At 61.8% G+C, this 17,410-nt stretch carries 18 protein-coding genes; 16 read left to right on the top strand and 2 right to left on the bottom strand.

All coding sequences use genetic code 11. From position 1 onward, the window contains the following. Positions 1-145: 145 nt before the first annotated feature. From ATN84_RS00845 to ATN84_RS00820, 6 genes are all read left to right on the top strand, one after another. The gene (locus tag ATN84_RS00845; RefSeq protein WP_068879655.1) at positions 146-589 is read left to right on the top strand and encodes a YidB family protein; all 444 of its coding nucleotides are present in this window, start codon (positions 146-148) and stop codon (positions 587-589) included. Between the two features lie 172 nt (positions 590-761). Further along, positions 762-1,679, top strand: a complete 918-nt coding sequence (locus ATN84_RS00840; protein ID WP_068879654.1) for a pirin family protein — start codon at positions 762-764, stop codon at positions 1,677-1,679. A gap of 131 nt (positions 1,680-1,810) precedes the next feature. Next, on the top strand, positions 1,811-3,730 hold the full coding sequence (gene dxs, locus ATN84_RS00835) for a 1-deoxy-D-xylulose-5-phosphate synthase (RefSeq protein ID WP_068879653.1): 1,920 nt from the start codon (positions 1,811-1,813) through the stop codon (positions 3,728-3,730). 22 nt (positions 3,731-3,752) lie between these two features. Further along, entirely contained in the window at positions 3,753-4,199 is a 447-nt protein-coding gene (locus ATN84_RS00830) for a VOC family protein (RefSeq protein ID WP_068879652.1), read from the top strand. Positions 4,200-4,553: 354 nt separating this feature from the next. Further along, complete coding sequence (locus ATN84_RS00825) at positions 4,554-5,297, top strand: TlyA family RNA methyltransferase (protein ID WP_244490959.1); 744 nt, start codon at positions 4,554-4,556, stop codon at positions 5,295-5,297. Then, positions 5,294-6,526: a class I SAM-dependent RNA methyltransferase gene (locus tag ATN84_RS00820; RefSeq protein WP_068879650.1), complete on the top strand. Its 1,233-nt coding sequence runs from the start codon at positions 5,294-5,296 to the stop codon at positions 6,524-6,526. Before ATN84_RS00825 ends, ATN84_RS00820 begins: the two co-directional genes overlap by 4 nt. 85 nt (positions 6,527-6,611) lie before the next feature. Here the strand turns inward: ATN84_RS00820 and tldD are convergent, their stop codons facing one another. Together tldD and ATN84_RS00810 are read right to left on the bottom strand one after the other, a co-directional pair. Next, entirely contained in the window at positions 6,612-8,024 is a 1,413-nt protein-coding gene (gene tldD, locus ATN84_RS00815; protein ID WP_068879649.1) for a metalloprotease TldD, read from the bottom strand. A gap of 149 nt (positions 8,025-8,173) precedes the next feature. Continuing rightward, positions 8,174-8,737 carry an invasion associated locus B family protein gene (locus ATN84_RS00810; RefSeq protein ID WP_068879648.1) on the bottom strand — a complete coding sequence of 188 codons (564 nt, stop codon included), beginning with the start codon at positions 8,735-8,737 and terminating at the stop codon, positions 8,174-8,176. A 250-nt stretch (positions 8,738-8,987) separates the two neighbouring features. Between ATN84_RS00810 and ATN84_RS00805 the strand changes: the two genes are divergently transcribed. From ATN84_RS00805 to ispH, 10 genes are all read left to right on the top strand, one after another. Further along, positions 8,988-9,167 (top strand): hypothetical protein, encoded by a 180-nt coding sequence (locus ATN84_RS00805; RefSeq protein ID WP_068879647.1) that lies wholly within the window; start codon positions 8,988-8,990, stop codon positions 9,165-9,167. 16 nt (positions 9,168-9,183) lie between these two features. Then, positions 9,184-10,038, top strand: coding sequence for a cytochrome c oxidase subunit II (gene coxB / locus ATN84_RS00800; protein WP_483140687.1), 855 nt, complete (start codon positions 9,184-9,186; stop codon positions 10,036-10,038). Between the two features lie 119 nt (positions 10,039-10,157). Then, on the top strand, positions 10,158-11,810 hold the full coding sequence (gene ctaD, locus ATN84_RS00795) for a cytochrome c oxidase subunit I (protein ID WP_068879645.1): 1,653 nt from the start codon (positions 10,158-10,160) through the stop codon (positions 11,808-11,810). Positions 11,811-11,895: 85 nt separating this feature from the next. Beyond that, entirely contained in the window at positions 11,896-12,840 is a 945-nt protein-coding gene (locus tag ATN84_RS00790; RefSeq protein WP_068879644.1) for a heme o synthase, read from the top strand. Next, positions 12,837-13,013, top strand: coding sequence for a hypothetical protein (locus ATN84_RS27395; protein WP_201026299.1), 177 nt, complete (start codon positions 12,837-12,839; stop codon positions 13,011-13,013). Before ATN84_RS00790 ends, ATN84_RS27395 begins: the two co-directional genes overlap by 4 nt. A gap of 7 nt (positions 13,014-13,020) precedes the next feature. Then, complete coding sequence (locus ATN84_RS00780) at positions 13,021-13,644, top strand: cytochrome c oxidase assembly protein (RefSeq protein WP_068879642.1); 624 nt, start codon at positions 13,021-13,023, stop codon at positions 13,642-13,644. A gap of 53 nt (positions 13,645-13,697) precedes the next feature. Next, the gene (locus tag ATN84_RS00775) at positions 13,698-14,576 is read left to right on the top strand and encodes a cytochrome c oxidase subunit 3 (protein ID WP_068879641.1); all 879 of its coding nucleotides are present in this window, start codon (positions 13,698-13,700) and stop codon (positions 14,574-14,576) included. Positions 14,577-14,914: 338 nt separating this feature from the next. Further along, a complete protein-coding gene (locus tag ATN84_RS00770; protein ID WP_068879640.1) occupies positions 14,915-15,301 on the top strand; it encodes a DUF983 domain-containing protein in 387 nt (128 codons plus the stop codon). Then, positions 15,298-16,083, top strand: coding sequence for an SURF1 family protein (locus ATN84_RS00765; RefSeq protein WP_082766034.1), 786 nt, complete (start codon positions 15,298-15,300; stop codon positions 16,081-16,083). The genes ATN84_RS00770 and ATN84_RS00765 overlap by 4 nt, the downstream gene beginning before the upstream one ends. 309 nt (positions 16,084-16,392) lie before the next feature. Further along, positions 16,393-17,394, top strand: coding sequence for a 4-hydroxy-3-methylbut-2-enyl diphosphate reductase (ispH, locus tag ATN84_RS00760; RefSeq protein WP_068879639.1), 1,002 nt, complete (start codon positions 16,393-16,395; stop codon positions 17,392-17,394). Positions 17,395-17,410: the final 16 nt, after the last annotated feature.

The following is a 17,410-nucleotide window of genomic DNA, read 5'->3' as shown; positions in this document are numbered from 1 at the left end:
TCCTCTCCTATGAAGCACATTAAATATATTTTCATACTGCAACGTGATTGGCAAGAACATGTGCTTGCCAAATACTGCTTACTGGGTGAGTATCCATCAGGGAATTGGGTGTTTGGTTTAGATTGGTTTAAAAGGAGACGTTCCGATGGGTATGTTTGATAATGCTTCGGGCCAGGCGGTTCCGGGCGGTAGCCTCGCGAAGCCTTTGATGATTGCTCTTGGCGCGCTTATGGTCGGCAAGATGCTGAGCGGCGGCAGCCAGAGCTCGGCATCTCCCGCCGCGTCGGGCGCTCAGGATTCAAGCCAGGGCGGCGGCCTGGGCGGCCTGCTCGACAAGCTGAGCAATGCAGGGCATAGCGACAAGGTCAGCTCCTGGGTCGGCAATGGTCCGAATGCGCCGATCCAGCCGTCGCAACTTGGCACCGCGCTTGGTCCGCAGACTGTCAGCTCTCTGGCCCAGCAGTCGGGCCTCAATGAGCAGGATCTCCTGTCGCAGCTCTCCCAGGCGCTTCCCGGCGTCGTCGACAAGCTGACGGCGAACGGTCAGGTCCCGAGCCAGCAGGACATCTCCAAGCTGTTCCAGGGCTGAGACAGGGATGTTTGCAATGAACACACCCCTCTGCCTGGTAGGGCAGAGGGGTGTTGCTTGGTCCCAGATGTGAAACGCTCTGTATACGTTTCTGTTATTTGTCCGCCCGGCATTTCTCTATAAATTGCCTTACAGCGGCGCGATGGCGTCTCTCTCAAATGGCGGATTACCCATGAGCTTTTTTCCAGGCAAGGACCCCGAGCCGGGCGATGCATGCGCGGTCGATTCCATCGAGACGCTGATCATCCCGCGCACCAGCGATATCGGCGGGCTGGAAGTGCGCCGCGCGCTGCCCACTGCGAAGCGGCGGCTGGTGGGGCCTTTCATCTTCTTCGACCGCATGGGGCCGGCGCTGTTGCGCCCGGGCGAGGCGGTCGACGTGAAGCCGCATCCGCATATCGGTCTTTCGACGGTCACCTATCTCTTCGACGGCAGGATACGTCACCGCGACAGCCTCGGCACCGAAATGGTGATCGCGCCGGGCGACCTCAATCTGATGACGGCGGGGCGCGGCATCGTCCATTCCGAGCGCTCGCCGGAGGAGCTTCGCGGCAATCCGCTCTCCATATCCGGCCTGCAGACCTGGCTTGCCCTGCCGGATGCGCTGGAGGAAATGGCGCCAGCCTTCGATCATACGGTGTCGGCCGATCTGCCGGTGATCCACGACCGGGATTTCGAGGCGCGCATCATCATCGGCGCGCCGCACGGGGCAGGGTCGCCGGTGACGCAATATAGCGAGACGCTCTATGCCGATATCCAGATTGCATCAGGCGGACGTTTCCTCATCCCCGCCACCGCCGAGGAGCGTGCGATCTATATTCTGGACGGCGCGGTGGAGATATCGGGCGAGACCTTTCCATCCGACCGGCTTCTGGCTTTCCGCCAGGGCGACGAGATCATCGTGTCGGCCGAGCGCGACGCGCATATCATGCTGTTCGGCGGCGCGGCGCTTTCATCGAAACGCTATATCTGGTGGAACTTCGTCTCCTCCTCGAAGGAACGCATCGAGCAGGCGAAGGAGGAATGGCGCACCGGCCGCTTCGATATCGTGCCGGGCGACGAGGAAGAGTTCGTTCCGCTGCCCGGGTAGGGAAATAAGGGAATAGGGGAGTAGGTAGGCACTAAAACATATTCCCCTACTCCCTTATTCCCCTATTCCCTTCCATCTTGCAGCGCTGCCGCGATTGCGTTACGCCTCCGGGCAATCATGAGGAGACTGGATTGACGACGAGACCCGTGACGCCGCTCTTGGACCGCGTGCCGACGCCGGCGGACTTGCGCAAGCTGCCTGAAACCGATCTGCCGCAACTGGCGAGCGAACTGCGCGCCGAGTTGATCGACGCCGTCTCGGTCACCGGCGGGCATCTGGGCGCCGGCCTCGGCGTGGTCGAGCTGACCATCGCGCTGCACCATGTCTTCGACACGCCGCATGACCGCATCATCTGGGATGTCGGCCATCAGGCCTACCCGCACAAGATCCTGACCGGGCGGCGCGACCGCATCCGCACGCTCAGGCAGGAGGGCGGGCTTTCCGGCTTCACCAAGCGCTCCGAAAGCGAATATGACCCCTTCGGCGCGGCGCATTCCTCGACCTCGATTTCGGCCGGCCTCGGTATGGCGGTGGCGAGCGAGCTAACCCATACCAAGCGCAATGTCATCTCGGTCATCGGCGATGGCGCGATGTCGGCGGGCATGGCGTATGAGGCGATGAACAATGCCGGCGCGCTCGATGCGCGGCTGGTCGTCATCCTGAACGACAATGACATGTCGATCGCGCCGCCGACCGGCGCGATGAGCGCCTATCTCGCCCGCCTCGTTTCCGGCCCCACCTATCGAACCCTGCGCGAGACGGCGAAGCAGCTGACCCAGCGCCTGCCGAAATTCCTGCAGGAAAAGGCGCGACTTTCGGAGGAATATGCGCGCGGCTTCTGGACCGGCGGCACGCTTTTCGAGGAACTGGGCTTCTATTATGTCGGACCCATCGACGGTCATAATCTTGAGCACCTGCTGCCTGTGCTTAAGAATGTGCGCGACACGGTGGACGGCCCGGTTCTGATCCATGTCGTGACGCAGAAGGGCAAGGGCTATCCGCCGGCGGAAGCCGCCGCCGACAAATATCACGGCGTCAACAAGTTCGACGTGATCACAGGCGCGCAGGCCAAGGCTCCGGCCAACGCGCCCGCCTATACCAAGGTTTTTGCCTCGAGCCTCATAGAGGAGGCGCGTCATGACGAGCGCATCGTCGCGGTTACGGCGGCGATGCCGGGCGGCACCGGGCTCGATCTCTTCGGCGAGGTCTTTCCCGACCGCACCTTCGATGTCGGCATCGCCGAGCAGCACGCGGTCACCTTTGCCGCGGGACTCGCGACCGAGGGGCTGAAACCCTTCGCCGCGATCTATTCCACCTTCCTGCAGCGCGGTTATGACCAGGTGGTGCATGACGTGTCGCTGCAGCAATTGCCCGTGCGCTTCCCCATCGATCGCGCCGGGCTGGTCGGCGCCGATGGCGCGACCCATGCCGGCTCGTTCGACACAGGCTTCCTCGCCGCACTGCCCGGTTTCGTGGTGATGGCCGCTTCCGACGAGGCGGAGCTGCGCCATATGGTGCGCACGGCGGCGGAGTATGACGAAGGGCCGATCTCCTTCCGCTATCCGCGCGGCGAGGGCGTTGGCGTCGAAATGCCGGAGCGTGGCGAAGTGCTGGAGATCGGCAAGGGCCGTATCGTCAGGCAAGGCACCAAGGTCGCGCTCCTCTCCTTCGGCACGCGGCTGCAGGAATGCCTCGCCGCCGCCGAGGAACTGGATGCCGCTGGTCTGTCCACGACCATCGCCGATGCCCGTTTCGCCAAACCGCTCGACGAGGATCTGATCCGCCGTCTGGCGCGCGAGCACGAGGTGCTGGTGACGGTAGAGGAGGGCGCCATCGGCGGCTTCGCCTCGCATGTCCTGCATTTCCTCGCCCGTGACGGGCTGCTCGATGGCGGCTTGCGCGTCAGACCCCTGACATTGCCCGATGTCTATATCGACCATGCCAAGCCGGAGGCGATGTACAAGCGCGCCGGGCTTGACAGCGCAGGGATCGTCAGTACGGTTTTTGCGGCCTTGGGCCAGGAGGAGATCGCCGCGCCATCGAGGGCGTGACAACCATACGGAGGAGGCGACCATGAAGATCGTGACCAGCTTGAGTTTCCGGGGCCAATGCCGCGAGGCGTTTGAGTTCTATGCCGAGGTCCTGGGCGGAAAGATCACCGCGGCCTTTTCCTATGGCGATGCGCCTCCGGGCATGCCGATCACCGACGAGAAGTACAAGACCTGGCTGATGCATTGCTGGCTTGAGGTCGGCGACCAGGCGCTGATGGGTGCCGACATGGATGTCGAATGGGCTCCCAACATTGATAAGCCCAAGAACGGCTTCGACGTCACCTTGCACACAGAAGACAAGGCCGAGGCCCAGCGCTGGTTCGACCAATTATCTGAGGGAGGCAAGACGGTCATGCCGTTCGGCGAGACCTTCTGGTCCCCTGGTTTCGGCTCGCTCATCGACAGATTTGGCGTTCCCTGGATGATCAACGTCATTCCATCGGCTGACTGGAAGCCGTCGCAGGGCTGATCCTCTGGTATAGTCTCTCAAGGCAGCTTGGCACTTCCCTATCCTCGTCATCCTCGAGCTTGACCCGAGGATCCACGGCAAGGGAGCGGAAGCGGTACTATTGCCCCCAACTGGATCGTGATCATCTGTGCGCTTATGATCGGTATCAGCTAGCTGGAATGCGTCGTGATGGCGGGAAAGCCAGCTCTCCTTATCCGTGGATCCTCGGGTCAAGCCCGAGGATGACGACGGGAGGGTGGTAGAGCCGGCAGGGCAGAAGGAGGCGCTGTCCCGCCAGGGTTTCCATCAAGACAATCCCCGCTTGCTCTTCATCGCCCACTCCGTCATGAAGACGCGATGTACGATAATCCTAAATTGCCCCGCCTCCGCCTCGACCAGCTTCTGGTCGATCGCGGTCTTTTTCCCACCCGCTCGCGGGCGCGGGATGCCATTGCGCGTGGTACGGTGCGGGTCGATGATAAGCCCGCGACGAAACCGGGAATGCCTGTTGCCGCTGATGCGCGGATTGAGGCCGATGATCCGGCGAGCGCCTATGTCTCCCGGGCGGCGCTGAAACTTATCGCCGGGCTGGATCATTTCGCCATAGACGTAACCGGCCGCACGGCGCTCGATATCGGCGCCTCCACCGGCGGCTTCACGCAGGTGCTGCTGGAGCGCGGCGCGGCGCATGTCATTGCCGTCGATGTCGGCCATGACCAGCTACACGAGAGCCTGCGCAATGATCCGCGCGTCACAAACCACGAGGGGCTGAACGCCCGAACGCTTGACGCAAGCCATCTCGAAGGGCGCAAGATCGATCTCGTCGTCTCCGATGTCAGCTTCATCTCACTGAAACTCGCGCTGCCTCCCGCGCTTGCATTGGCTAAACCGGGCAGCCGGTGCATCCTTCTCGTAAAACCGCAATTCGAGGCGGGGCGAGAAGCGATCGGCAAGGGCGGCATCCTGCGCGATCCCGCCGACGGTGAGCGCGTGGCTGAAAATCTGGCGGCTTGGCTGGAAACGCAGCCCGGCTGGCGCACTTTGGGCATCCACCCATCCCCTATCGAAGGCGGCGATGGCAACCGCGAATATCTTCTTGCAGGAATAAAAGACCAATGACGGTGCGTGTGACGATAAATGCCATGGGGGCGGGCGGTGATGGCGTCGCCAACCTGCCCGATGGACAGGTCTTTGTGCCGTTCACGCTGCCGGGCGAGGTGGCGAACATCGCGCGCGAGAAGAACCGCGGCACGCTGATGGCGCTCATCGAAGCGTCATCCGAGCGCATCGTGCCCGCCTGCGAGCATTTCGAAGCCTGCGGCGGCTGCGCGCTGCAGCACTGGCAGGCGGAACTCTATCAGGCGTGGAAGCGCGGCCTCGTCAACGAAGCGCTGGCGGGGAGGGGACTGGACTTCAAACTGGAGCCGCTCATCCCCTGCCTGCCACAGACACGCCGCCGCGCCGTCTTCGCCGCGCGCCGGACGGAGCAGGGCATGCTGCTTGGCTTCAACCGCCACCTGAGCCATGAGATCATCGACATACATGAATGCGTGGTGACCGTACCCGCCGTTACGGACCGGCTGGGTGATCTGCGCGAATTGGCAATGCTGGTTGCATCGAACACCAAGCCATTCCGGCTGACGGTGACGGCCACCGCTTCCGGCCTCGATATCGCCGCTGTCGGTTGTGGCGCGCCGGATGCGGCGAGGCGCCGTGCGCTGACGGCCTTCATGATGACTAAAGGTTTCGCGCGGTTGACCTGCGAAGGCGAGATCATCCTCGAGCCGAAGAAGCCGCTTATTCACTTTGGCAGGGTCGCCGTGCAGGTGCCGCCGGGCGGTTTCCTTCAGGCGACCGTGGAAGCGGAAGAGGCCATGGCCGCGCTGGTGATGAGCCATCTCGCCAAGACAAAGCGCGCCGCTGACCTTTTCTGCGGGTCGGGCGCCTTCACCTTCCGCATGGCCGAGAAGATGGCCGTCCACACGGTGGAAAGCGATGCCACCGCATTGGCCGCGCTTGACCACGCCGCGCGCAACACGCAAGGCCTGAAGCCGGTGACGGTGGAGCGCCGCGACCTTTTCCGCCGCCCCCTGATGGCGAAGGAATTGAACCGCTTCGACGGGCTGGTCTTCGACCCACCGCGTGCGGGAGCCGAAATGCAGGCGAAGGAAATCGCCAAGTCGAATGTCGCGAAGATAGCCGCCATCTCCTGCAATCCAGTGACGCTCGCCCGCGATCTCTCCATCTTGACGCAAGGTGGCTACCGCATCGACCGGGTGGTTCCAATCGACCAGTTCCTCTGGTCCTCGCATGTCGAGGCCGTGGCGCTTTTGACGAAGGGGCGGTAGCGGTATTCCGCACCCCTCGTCATTCTCGGGGCAAGCCCGAGAATGACGGCCAGGCGGCGCCGCTTCAAGCCAGTTCTGGCAAACGCTAAACCGCCGTCCCGCCTACCGTCATCTGGTCCATGCGCAAATGCGGCTGGCCGACGCCGACGGGCACCCATTGGCCGCCCTTGCCGCAATTGCCGGTGCCGCTGTCGAGTTTCATGTCGTTGCCGATCATCGAGACGCGGTGCATGGCGTCGGGGCCGTTGCCGATCAGCATCGCGCCCTTCAACGGCGCGCCGATCTTGCCGTTCTCGATCATATAGGCCTCGGTGCAGCCGAACACGAACTTGCCCGAGGTGATGTCCACCTGCCCACCGCCGAAGGAGACGGCGTAGATGCCCTTCTTCACCGAGGCGATGATCTCTTCCGGCGTCTTGTCGCCGGAGAGCATGTAGGTGTTGGTCATGCGCGGCATCGGCACATGGGCGTAGGACTCGCGCCGCCCGTTGCCGGTCGGCTGCATGCCCATCAGCCGTGCGTTCTGGCGGTCCTGCATATAGCCGACCAGCTTGCCGTCCTCGATCAGCACCGTGTGGTTCGACGGCGTGCCCTCGTCGTCGACCGTCAGCGACCCGCGCCGCTCAGGCATCGTGCCGTCATCGACCACGGTGACGCCCTTGGCCGCGACCTGCTGGCCGAGCAGGCCCGCAAAGGCCGATGTCTTCTTACGGTTGAAATCGCCTTCCAGCCCGTGGCCGACCGCCTCGTGCAGCATGACGCCCGGCCAGCCATTGGCCAGCACGATGTCGAACGTGCCGGCGGGGGCGGGGATCGCCTCCAGATTGACCAGCGCCTGGCGCAATGCCTCGTCGGCGGCGTAATGCCATGAGTCGCTGGCGATGAATTCGCCGAAGCCCCTGCGCCCGCCCATGCTGTAGGAGCCCGTTTCCTGCCGGTCGCCATTGCCCGCCACCACGGAAACCGCCAGCCGGACCAGCGGCCGGATGTCGCGCACGAAATGGCCGTCGGCGCGCAATATCTCCACATGCTGCCACGAGCCGGCAAGCGAGACGGACACCTGCCGGACCTTTGGGTCCTTGGCGCGGAGGTAAGCGTCGATCTCCTGCAGCAGCTTCACCTTGGCCTCGAAGCCGGGACTGCCAAGCGGGTTCTCGTCGCCGTAAAGGCTGCGGTTCGTGCCGGGCGGCGGTGCGGCATAGACGCCGGAATGACCCGTCGCGACGGCGGAAGCGGCATCCGCCGCCCGCTTCAGCGCGGAATGCGAGAGTTCCCCCGCATGCGCATAGCCGACGGCTTCGCCGGCGACCGCGCGCAGGCCAAATCCCTGTTCCTGGTTGAATGAGCCTGTCTTCAGCCGTCCATTGTCGAAGACGAGCGATTCGGCTTCGCGATATTCGACGAAGAGCTCGCCGTCGTCGCTGGCCTTCAGGCTCTCGGCCACCGTCCTGCGGATTTCGTCTTCGGAGACGTCGAAACTGTCGATCAGGTTTTTCATGGGATCATCCGTTGTGAAATCTACGACGGATGTAAGGTGTCGGGGCAGTTGGGGCAACCCGTTTGGAAGGGAATAGGGGAGTAAGGGAATAGGGGAGTATGTTTTTTAGCTCCCTACTCACCTATTCCCTTACTCCCTTATTCCCCTAATTACGGCAGCGCATCGAACCCTTCGCCGAAGCCCTGCAGCTCCACCGGAATGCCAATGCCTTCCTCCGGCGTCTGGAAGACGATGAAGGTCGCGGCCTTGCCGTTGCGCAGCGTCTGGATCAGCTGATCCTCGAGGATCACTTCCGCATAGCAGCCGTCTTCGAAGCAGCGCACGAAATAGGCGCGGCCGATATCCTTGCCGTCGACATTGAGGCCGAGCCCGTTGGGAAGCAGCACCCCGAGCGGCGCCAGGACGCGCAGGATGCGGGCCTTGTTGTCGGCGGTCTTCAGCACCACGACGGACAGGCCGAGTTCCGGCCGGTCCGCGGCCACCACATTCTGGATCAGCGCGCATTGTTCGGTCTTGGCGCCGGCCGGCGTGTCGCACAGAATGGACCAGGCGCCATGCTGCGAACGCATGGTGCCCTTCTGCTGCGGCGTGGCCGCCTGCTTTTGCTGCTGATTCTGCTGGGCGAAAGCCGGCGCCTCCGCCATCAGCGATACAGCCGATGCAAGACCGAAAGAAAGTGCCGCGAGACGCAGGACAGAGGTGCGAAGGGTCATAAAAGCTCCAGGTCGAATCACATGAGACGTTAACGCGCCGCTCAAGGGATGAAAAGAACAGAAAGCCCGCCATTATTCACCATTATTTCGGGTCTCGAAACGAAGGCGGCCACGGCAGCGGCTTTTGCAATCTGGTGCCGGGAAAACATGGCTGGATTATGGGATTCGAGCGGCTGTTCGCCTGCTTGTTGCGCCATTGCGGCCGGTTTGATGCGATAAGTCGTGAAATCCTGTCGGATAGGGTGAAACCTTGATCCGGATATTGATCTATCGCAAACGCGCAAAAATGCCGCACGAGATCATGTTCGCCTTCCTTGCGGTGTGGGATAATGTGTGGTTTGAACACGGCGACGAACCGGGCGGTTTGAATGGCGCCCGGCAAAACGACATGGAAGCAAGGCCTGCAATCGGGAGATTTCTAGGTGAATAAGAACATTGTCACGACGATGGGTGCTTTGGGTAGCGCTCTCGCGGTGCTGTTTGCCAGCGCGTCCGCTCACGCGGATCAGCCCAAACCTTGGGAGATGCGATTTCAGGATGCGGCCACCGGCATTGCCGAGCAGATCCACTGGTTCGAGCGCTACACGCTCTGGTTCATCGTTCCCATCACCGGCCTGGTTCTTCTGCTCCTGCTCTGGGTGATCGCCAAATACCGCGCCAGCGCCAATCCCGAGCCGTCCAGGACAAGCCATAACACGCTGATCGAAGTCATCTGGACCGTGGGCCCGGTGATCGTGCTTCTGTTCCTCGCGATTCCCTCTTTCCAGCTTCTGACGGCGCAATATTCTCCCGATGAGGCAGGCCTTACCGTGAAGGCGACGGGCTATCAGTGGTATTGGGGCTATGAATATCAGGTGGACGATCCGGTGAGCTTCGATTCGCTCCTGCTGCAGGATGGCGACCGTGCCGCCGCCGGCAAGGAGGACCGCGCCGTCTATCCGCGTCTTTTGGCTGTGGATAATGAGGTCGTCGTTCCCATAAACACGACGGTCCGGCTGCTGGTGACGGGCGCCGACGTGATCCACTCCTGGGCGATGCCGGCTTTCGGCGTCAAGATGGACGCCGTTCCCGGCCGTATCAACGAGACCTGGTTCAAGGCCGACAAGCCGGGCCTTTACTACGGCCAGTGCTCGGAGCTTTGCGGCAAGGATCATGCCTTCATGCCGATCGCTGTGCGCGTCGTCAGCCAGGACCAGTACGATACCTGGCTCGCGGCTGCGCGTACCGATCTGCAGGGCGCCAACAAGGCGCTGATGGCCTCCGTCGAGGCGGACAAGAACGTGGCTGTGGCCGGAAACTGATCCGGCCTTATGAAGGGAATAGGGAAATAAGGGAGTAGGGGAATAGGGCTTGTCGAACATACTCCCTTATTCCCTTACTCACCTACTCCCTTAGAAATAGAGGAAACGGGAGCGATCTCATGGCAGGCACTGCTGCTCACGAGGCCCATGACGACCACAAGCCGCATGGCTGGGTCCGCTGGGTCAATTCGACCAATCACAAGGATATCGGCACCCTCTATCTGATCTTCGCGATCATTGCGGGCATCATCGGCGGCGTGCTGTCGATCGCCATGCGCGCCGAGCTCCAGGAGCCGGGGATCCAGATCTTCCACGGCCTTGCCTCCATGGTCTATGGCGTCGAGGGCGACGCGGCGCTCGATGCCGGCAAGCACATGTTCAACGTGTTCACCACGGCGCACGCTCTGGTCATGATCTTCTTCATGGTCATGCCCGCCCTGATCGGCGGTTTCGCCAACTGGATGATCCCGCTCATGATCGGCGCGCCCGATATGGCGTTCCCGCGCATGAACAACATCTCGTTCTGGCTGCTCCCGCCGGCGCTGCTTCTGGTCATCATCTCCATGTTCGTACCGGGCCCCGCCGGTGCTTGGGGTTCCGGCGGCGGCTGGACGATCTATCCGCCGTTCTCGACCTCGGGTCAGCCCGGCCCTGCGATGGATTTCGTCATTCTCGGCCTCCATATCGCCGGTGCCTCGTCGATCCTCGGCGCGATCAATTTCATCACCACCATCCTCAACATGCGCGCGCCCGGCATGACGCTGCACAAGATGCCGCTCTTCGCCTGGGCCGTGCTCATCACCGCCTTCCTGCTCTTGCTCTCGCTGCCGGTTCTGGCTGGTGGTATCACCATGCTCCTGACCGACCGCAATTTCGGCACGACCTTCTTCGCGCCTGACGGCGGTGGCGATCCGATCCTGTTCCAGCATCTGTTCTGGTTCTTCGGCCACCCTGAGGTCTACATCCTGATCCTGCCGGGCTTCGGCATCGTCAGCCACATCATCTCGACCTTCTCGCGCAAGCCCATCTTCGGCTATCTCGGCATGGCCTACGCCATGGTCGCGATCGGCGTCGTCGGCTTCATCGTGTGGGCGCACCACATGTATACGGTCGGCCTGTCGCTCGACACGCAGCGTTACTTCGTCTTCGCGACGATGGTCATCGCGGTGCCGACCGGCGTGAAGATCTTCTCGTGGATCGCCACCATGTGGGGCGGTTCGCTGAGCTTCCGCACCCCGATGGTCTGGGCGATCGGCTTCATCTTCCTGTTCACCATCGGCGGCGTGACGGGCGTTCAGCTCGCCAATGCCGGCCTCGACCGCGCCCTGCACGACACCTATTACGTCGTCGCGCACTTCCATTATGTGCTTTCGCTCGGCGCCGTCTTCGCCATCTTCGCGGCCTGGTACTACTGGTTCCCGAAGATGACCGGCTACATGTACAACGAGTTCATCGGCAAGCTGCACTTCTGGATCACCTTCATCGGCGTGAACCTGATTTTCTTCCCGCAGCACTTCCTTGGACTGTCGGGCATGCCGCGCCGCTATATCGACTATCCCGATGCGTTCGCCGGCTGGAACCTGGTGTCGTCCTACGGCTCCTACATCTCCGGCTTCGCGGTGCTGATCTTCCTCTACGGCGTGTTCGAGGCTTTCGCCAAGAAGCGCGAGGCCGGCGCCAATCCGTGGGGCGAGGGTGCCACCACGCTGGAATGGCAGCTTTCCTCTCCGCCGCCGTTCCACCAGTGGGAACAGCTGCCGAGGATAAGGTAAGGCAGTAGGGAGATGGGCAATAGGGAATAGGGAAAATCCTACTCCCTATTGCCCACTCCCTACTCCCTCAAAAAGGTAGAGTAACATGGCCCTAGTCGAGCAAAACAGGAACGGCGAGAACGCCGCCCGCCTCTCCGAGGCAAGGGCGTCGGACTATATCGCGCTCTTGAAGCCGAGGGTCATGTCGCTTGTCGTCTTCACGGGCTTCGTCGGATTGCTGGTGGCGCCGGGACATATGAACCCGGTTCTGGCTGTTATCGCCATCTTGTGCATCGCCGTCGGCGCCGGTGCGTCCGGCGCGCTCAACATGTGGTACGACGCCGATATCGACGCGGTGATGAAACGCACCCGCAACCGGCCTATTCCCGCGGGTGTCGTCTCCCGCGAGGAGGTCCTGGTCTTCGGCCTCGTCCTCTCCGTATTCTCGGTGATGACGCTCGGCCTTTTCGTCAACTGGCTTTCCGGGGCGCTTCTCGCCTTCACCATCTTCTTCTATGTCGTCATCTATACGATGTGGCTGAAGCGCTCCACGCCGCAGAACATCGTCATCGGCGGTGCCGCGGGTGCGTTTCCGCCGATGATCGGCTGGACCGCCGCGACGGGAATGGTGAGCTGGGAGAGCGTCGTTCTCTTCCTCATCATCTTCCTGTGGACGCCGCCGCATTTCTGGGCTCTGTCGCTCTTCACCACCAATGATTATGCCGCCGCGCGTATTCCGATGATGCCGAATGTGCGGGGCGAAGCCTCCACCAGGCTGCAGATCCTGGTCTATACGCTGATCGTTGCACCCGTCGGCGTCCTGCCCTGGGTGATGGGTTTTGCCGGACCGGTTTATGGCGTCGTCTCCACGGCTCTGGGGCTTGCTTTCGTTGCGCATGCCTGGCAGCTGTGGCGGGCCCCTTCCGCGGAAGCCGCGCTCAAGCGCGCGAAGGCGCTGTTCGGTTTCTCTCTTCTTTATCTCTTCGGCTTGTTCGCGGTTCTCTTCTGCGAGACGCTCGCGCAAAGGGCTTGGACATGGATTGGCATATGAGTATGGCGGACGCGAATAAAGATCTGGAAACGATCAGCCAGAGCGACAAGCAGAAGAAGGCGCAGCGCAGCCGCTCCGTGGCGCTGGGCATCGCGCTCGCGCTTTTCGTTCTGCTCGTCTATATCGGCACCTGGGCGAAGCTGGGCGCGAATGTGCTGATCAGGCCGATGTGAGGACACCATGACGGAAGAAAAGCAGACGGTTTCGAACGGTACCGGTCAAAAGCAGCGCTCCAACCGCGTTGTCGCCACTGCCTGCGTCGCCTTCTTCGCCGCGATGGTCGGCGCGGCCTATGCCTCGGTGCCGCTTTACCGGTTGTTCTGCCAGGTCACGGGCTACGGCGGCACGACGCAGCGTGTCGAGCAGATGTCGGACGTAATCCTCGACAAGACGATCAATGTCCGTTTCGACGCCAATACGTCGGGCGCGCTGCCGTGGGACTTCAAGCCCAAGCAGCGCCAGGTGACGATCAGGATCGGCGAGACGAAGCAGATCAGCTATGAAGGCCGGAACGTGGCCAGTATGCCGACCTCGGGCCGCGCCACCTTCAACGTGACGCCGGAGCGCGCGGGCGCCTATTTCAACAAGGTGCAGTGCTTCTGCTTCACCGACACGACATTGCAGCCGGGAGAGGACATGGATATGCCGGTTGTGTTCTTCGTTGATCCGGAGATCGTCAACGATCCGGATCTGAAGGATCTCAAAACGATCACGCTTTCCTATACGTTCTTCCCCATTGACAAGCGGCAGCCTGTCGCGCAAAGCGCCAAGCCGGCGGCCGGGGAAGGCAATGGAAATTTGTAAAACCAGCCTCGCCTGTGGCGAAGCAAGCATGAAGATGAACCTTGGGGATTGAAATGGCTGACGTCCACCAGAAAAATCACGATTACCACATCATCGATCCGAGTCCGTGGCCGTTTCTGAGCTCCGTCGGCGCATTCGTGCTGGCGATCGGCGGCATTGCCTATATGCGTTATCTCAACCAGAGCGACCTGCATCTGTTCGGCGTCAATCTGGTCGGGCCGTGGATCTTCTTCGTCGGCCTCGCCATCGTGCTCTACACCATGTATGGCTGGTGGTCTGATACGATCAAGGAAGGCCGCGAGGGGCATCACACCCGCGTCGTCGCGCTGCACCTGCGCTACGGCATGATCATGTTCATCGCCTCCGAGGTGATGTTCTTCGCCGCCTGGTTCTGGGCCTTCTTCGATGCGAGCCTCTTCCCGAACGAGGTTCATCAGGTCGCGCGTGCGGAATTCACCGGCGGCCAGTGGCCTCCCAAGGGCCTCGAGGTTCTCGATCCGCTGCACCTGCCGCTCTACAACACCGTCATCCTGCTGCTCTCCGGCACGACAGTCACCTGGGCGCACCATGCTCTCCTGCACAATGACCGCAAGGGCCTTGTCTGGGGCCTGGCGATCACGGTCGCGCTCGGCCTGCTGTTCTCGGCGGTCCAGGCCTATGAGTATATGCACGCTCCCTTCGCCTTCAAGGACTCCATCTACGGCGCGACCTTCTTCATGGCGACCGGCTTCCATGGCTTCCACGTCATCGTCGGCACCATCTTCCTCGCCGTCTGCCTGCTGCGTGCGATGCGGGGTGATTTCACGCCGAAGAACCATTTCGGCTTCGAGGCGGCCGCCTGGTACTGGCACTTCGTTGACGTGGTGTGGCTGTTCCTGTTCTTCGCGATCTATATCTGGGGTGGCTGGGGCGCTCCGATGGCCGAGGGATGAGCCACTAAACATATTTAGGAATGGGGGCGGCTGTGGAGACACGGCCGCCTTTTGTGTTCCTCTCCTCCCCATCCTCGGGCTTGACCCGAGGATCCACGGCAAGGAGGCACAGGTCTCACCGCTGCATTGATGACTTCCAGTGAGCGGGGCGTTGCTGATATTTCGCCTTGATGATTTATGATCCCGTAGCGGATGATAGTATCACTTTCGCTCCTTTGCCCTGGATCCTCGGGTCAAGCCCGAGGATGACGATGGGAGGAGGAGATGTCCGGCAGGACAGAGGGGACGCTGCCCCGCAGACGTTTTAATCTTAATCCGAAACCGATCAGGACAGTCCCATGCCCAACAACCACTCTACATACCCGCCGGTCGAGCCCATTCGGGCGGGTATATTGGGCCGCTGCCCGCGCTGCGGCCAGGGAAAGCTGTTCGACGGTTACATCAATACCGCCAGGCAGTGCGGCAATTGCGGGCTGGATTATTCCTTCGCCGATTCAGGTGACGGTCCGGCGGCTTTCGTCATCCTCATTGTCGGCTTCCTCGTGGTCGGCCTGGCGCTCTGGATGGAAGTGACGATCAACCCGCCGCTATGGGTGCATTTCATCCTCTGGATTCCGCTCACCATCATCCTGAGCCTTGTTCTCCTACGCTGGATCAAGGGAATCCTGATCACGCTGCAATACCGCAATAAGGCGGCACAAGGGCGTCTGGACGACAGTAAATGACGAGAACCGTCGAAACGGACCGGCGCGGCGGCGATGCCGTTTCCGCCGGGCGTATGCCCTGGCTGGTCATGCTGCTCTCCCTGGCGGCGTTCTGCGTCCTGATCGCGCTCGGCACCTGGCAGGTCGAGCGGCTCAAGTGGAAGGAAGGGCTGCTCGCGACCATCGCCGAGCGCGTCGCCTCAGCACCGCGGCCACTGGCTGAAATCGAGACGATCTATGCGAAGACCGGCGATGTCGAATACTGGCCGGTGACCGTCACCGGCCGTTTCCACCATCAGGACGAGCGCCATTTCTTCGCCACCCATCAGGGCAGTTCGGGCTTCTATGTCTATACGCCGCTTGAGATGGCCGATGGCCGCGCCGTCCTGGTCAATCGCGGTTTCGTTCCCTACGAGAAGAAGGATGCGGCGACTCGGGGCCTAGGACAGCTGGCGGGTGAGGTGACGGTAACGGGGCTTGCGCGCAACCCCCTGGTCGAAAAGCCGTCCTCGCTTGTGCCGGACAATGATCCGGCCAAGAATATCTTCTATTGGAAGGATTGGTCGGAAATGGTGAGGGATGCCGGGCTCGATCCCGCAAGGACGGTTCCCTTCTTCATCGATGCCGATACGGCAGCCAATCCGGGCGGGCTTCCCGTCGGCGGCGTCACCATCATCGACCTGCCCAACAATCATTTGCAATATGCCGTGACATGGTATGGTCTGGCAGCGGCGTTGGCTGCGGTCGTGGGGGCGTATCTCTGGCGGCGAGCGTCTTCTCTCACTCGTCATCCTCGGGCTTGACCCGAGGATCCACGGCTAGGAGGCACAAATCTCTCCATCGCACAGAGGTGTTTTAGAACAGAATGGTCGTCCGTTCGTAGATTAATATATGACCTTGATGATATATGATCCCGTCGCAAATGATAGTACTGCTTCCGCCTCCTTGCCGTGGATTCTCGGGTCAAGCCCGAGAATGACGGTAATAGGAATGGGGGAGATGCCCGGTAGGGGCAAAGGGGCGCTGTCCCGCCCACGTCCCAATCTTCTCCCTGCTTGCAGTAAAGCGGTAGGGGAAGGAAAATCGGTGCATATACGAAACAAGGTTCAGTAATGACCGCTAAACAACCTCTCACCATTCGTCTGTGCGGACCGCGCGGCTTCTGCGCCGGCGTGGATCGGGCGATTCAGATCGTCGTTCTCGCGCTGAAAAAATATGGCGCGCCGATCTATGTCCGCCACGAGATCGTGCATAACCGCTATGTGGTCCAGGGCCTGCAGGCGCGGGGCGCGGTCTTCGTCGAGGAGCTGGACGAGATCCCGCCGGAACACCGCAGCCAGCCGGTCGTTTTTTCCGCCCATGGCGTGCCGAAATCGGTGCCTGAGGATGCGATGGCCAAGAACCTCTTCTATCTCGATGCCACCTGTCCGCTGGTCTCCAAGGTGCACAAGCAGGCCATGCGCCATCAGCGTCTCGGCCGACATGTGATTCTCATCGGCCATTCCGGTCACCCGGAGGTGATCGGCACCATGGGGCAACTGCCGGAAGGTTCCGTCACGCTCATCGAGACGGTGGAGGATGCGGAAGCCTATCAGCCGGCGGATCCGGCGCGGCTCGGCTTCGTCACCCAGACCACGCTTTCCGTCGACGATACCGCTGGCATCGTGGCCGTCCTGCAGCGCCGCTTTCCGGAATTGACGGCGCCCGCGGCCGAATCGATCTGTTATGCCACCACCAACCGCCAGGATGCGGTGAAGGCTGCGGCGGCGGGCTGTGACCTCTTCCTCATCGTCGGGGCGCCCAATTCGTCCAACTCCAAGCGGCTGGTCGAAGTTGCCGAGCGCGCCGGTGCCAGCCAGTCCATGCTGGTGCAGCGTGCCGCCGATATCGAATGGGAACGGATCGGCGATATCTCGGTCGTCGGCCTGTCGGCCGGCGCATCCGCGCCCGAAATCATCGTGGACGAAATCATCCAGTCCTTTTCGGATCGGTATGAAGTCACTATCGAATTGGCGGAAACCACGGTCGAGACCGAGAATTTCCTTGTCAACCGGGAACTGCGCGATGTCGAATTGACGTCGCGGGATATGGCGTTCGTCAATGGAGAGAGATAGTGAGATAGGGAGTAGG

The organism is Paramesorhizobium deserti, assembly GCF_001558695.1.
Lineage (GTDB): Bacteria > Pseudomonadota > Alphaproteobacteria > Rhizobiales > Rhizobiaceae > Paramesorhizobium > Paramesorhizobium deserti.
Note: the sequence above shows the minus strand (reverse complement) of the source record. Positions and strands in the feature narration are given on the sequence as shown.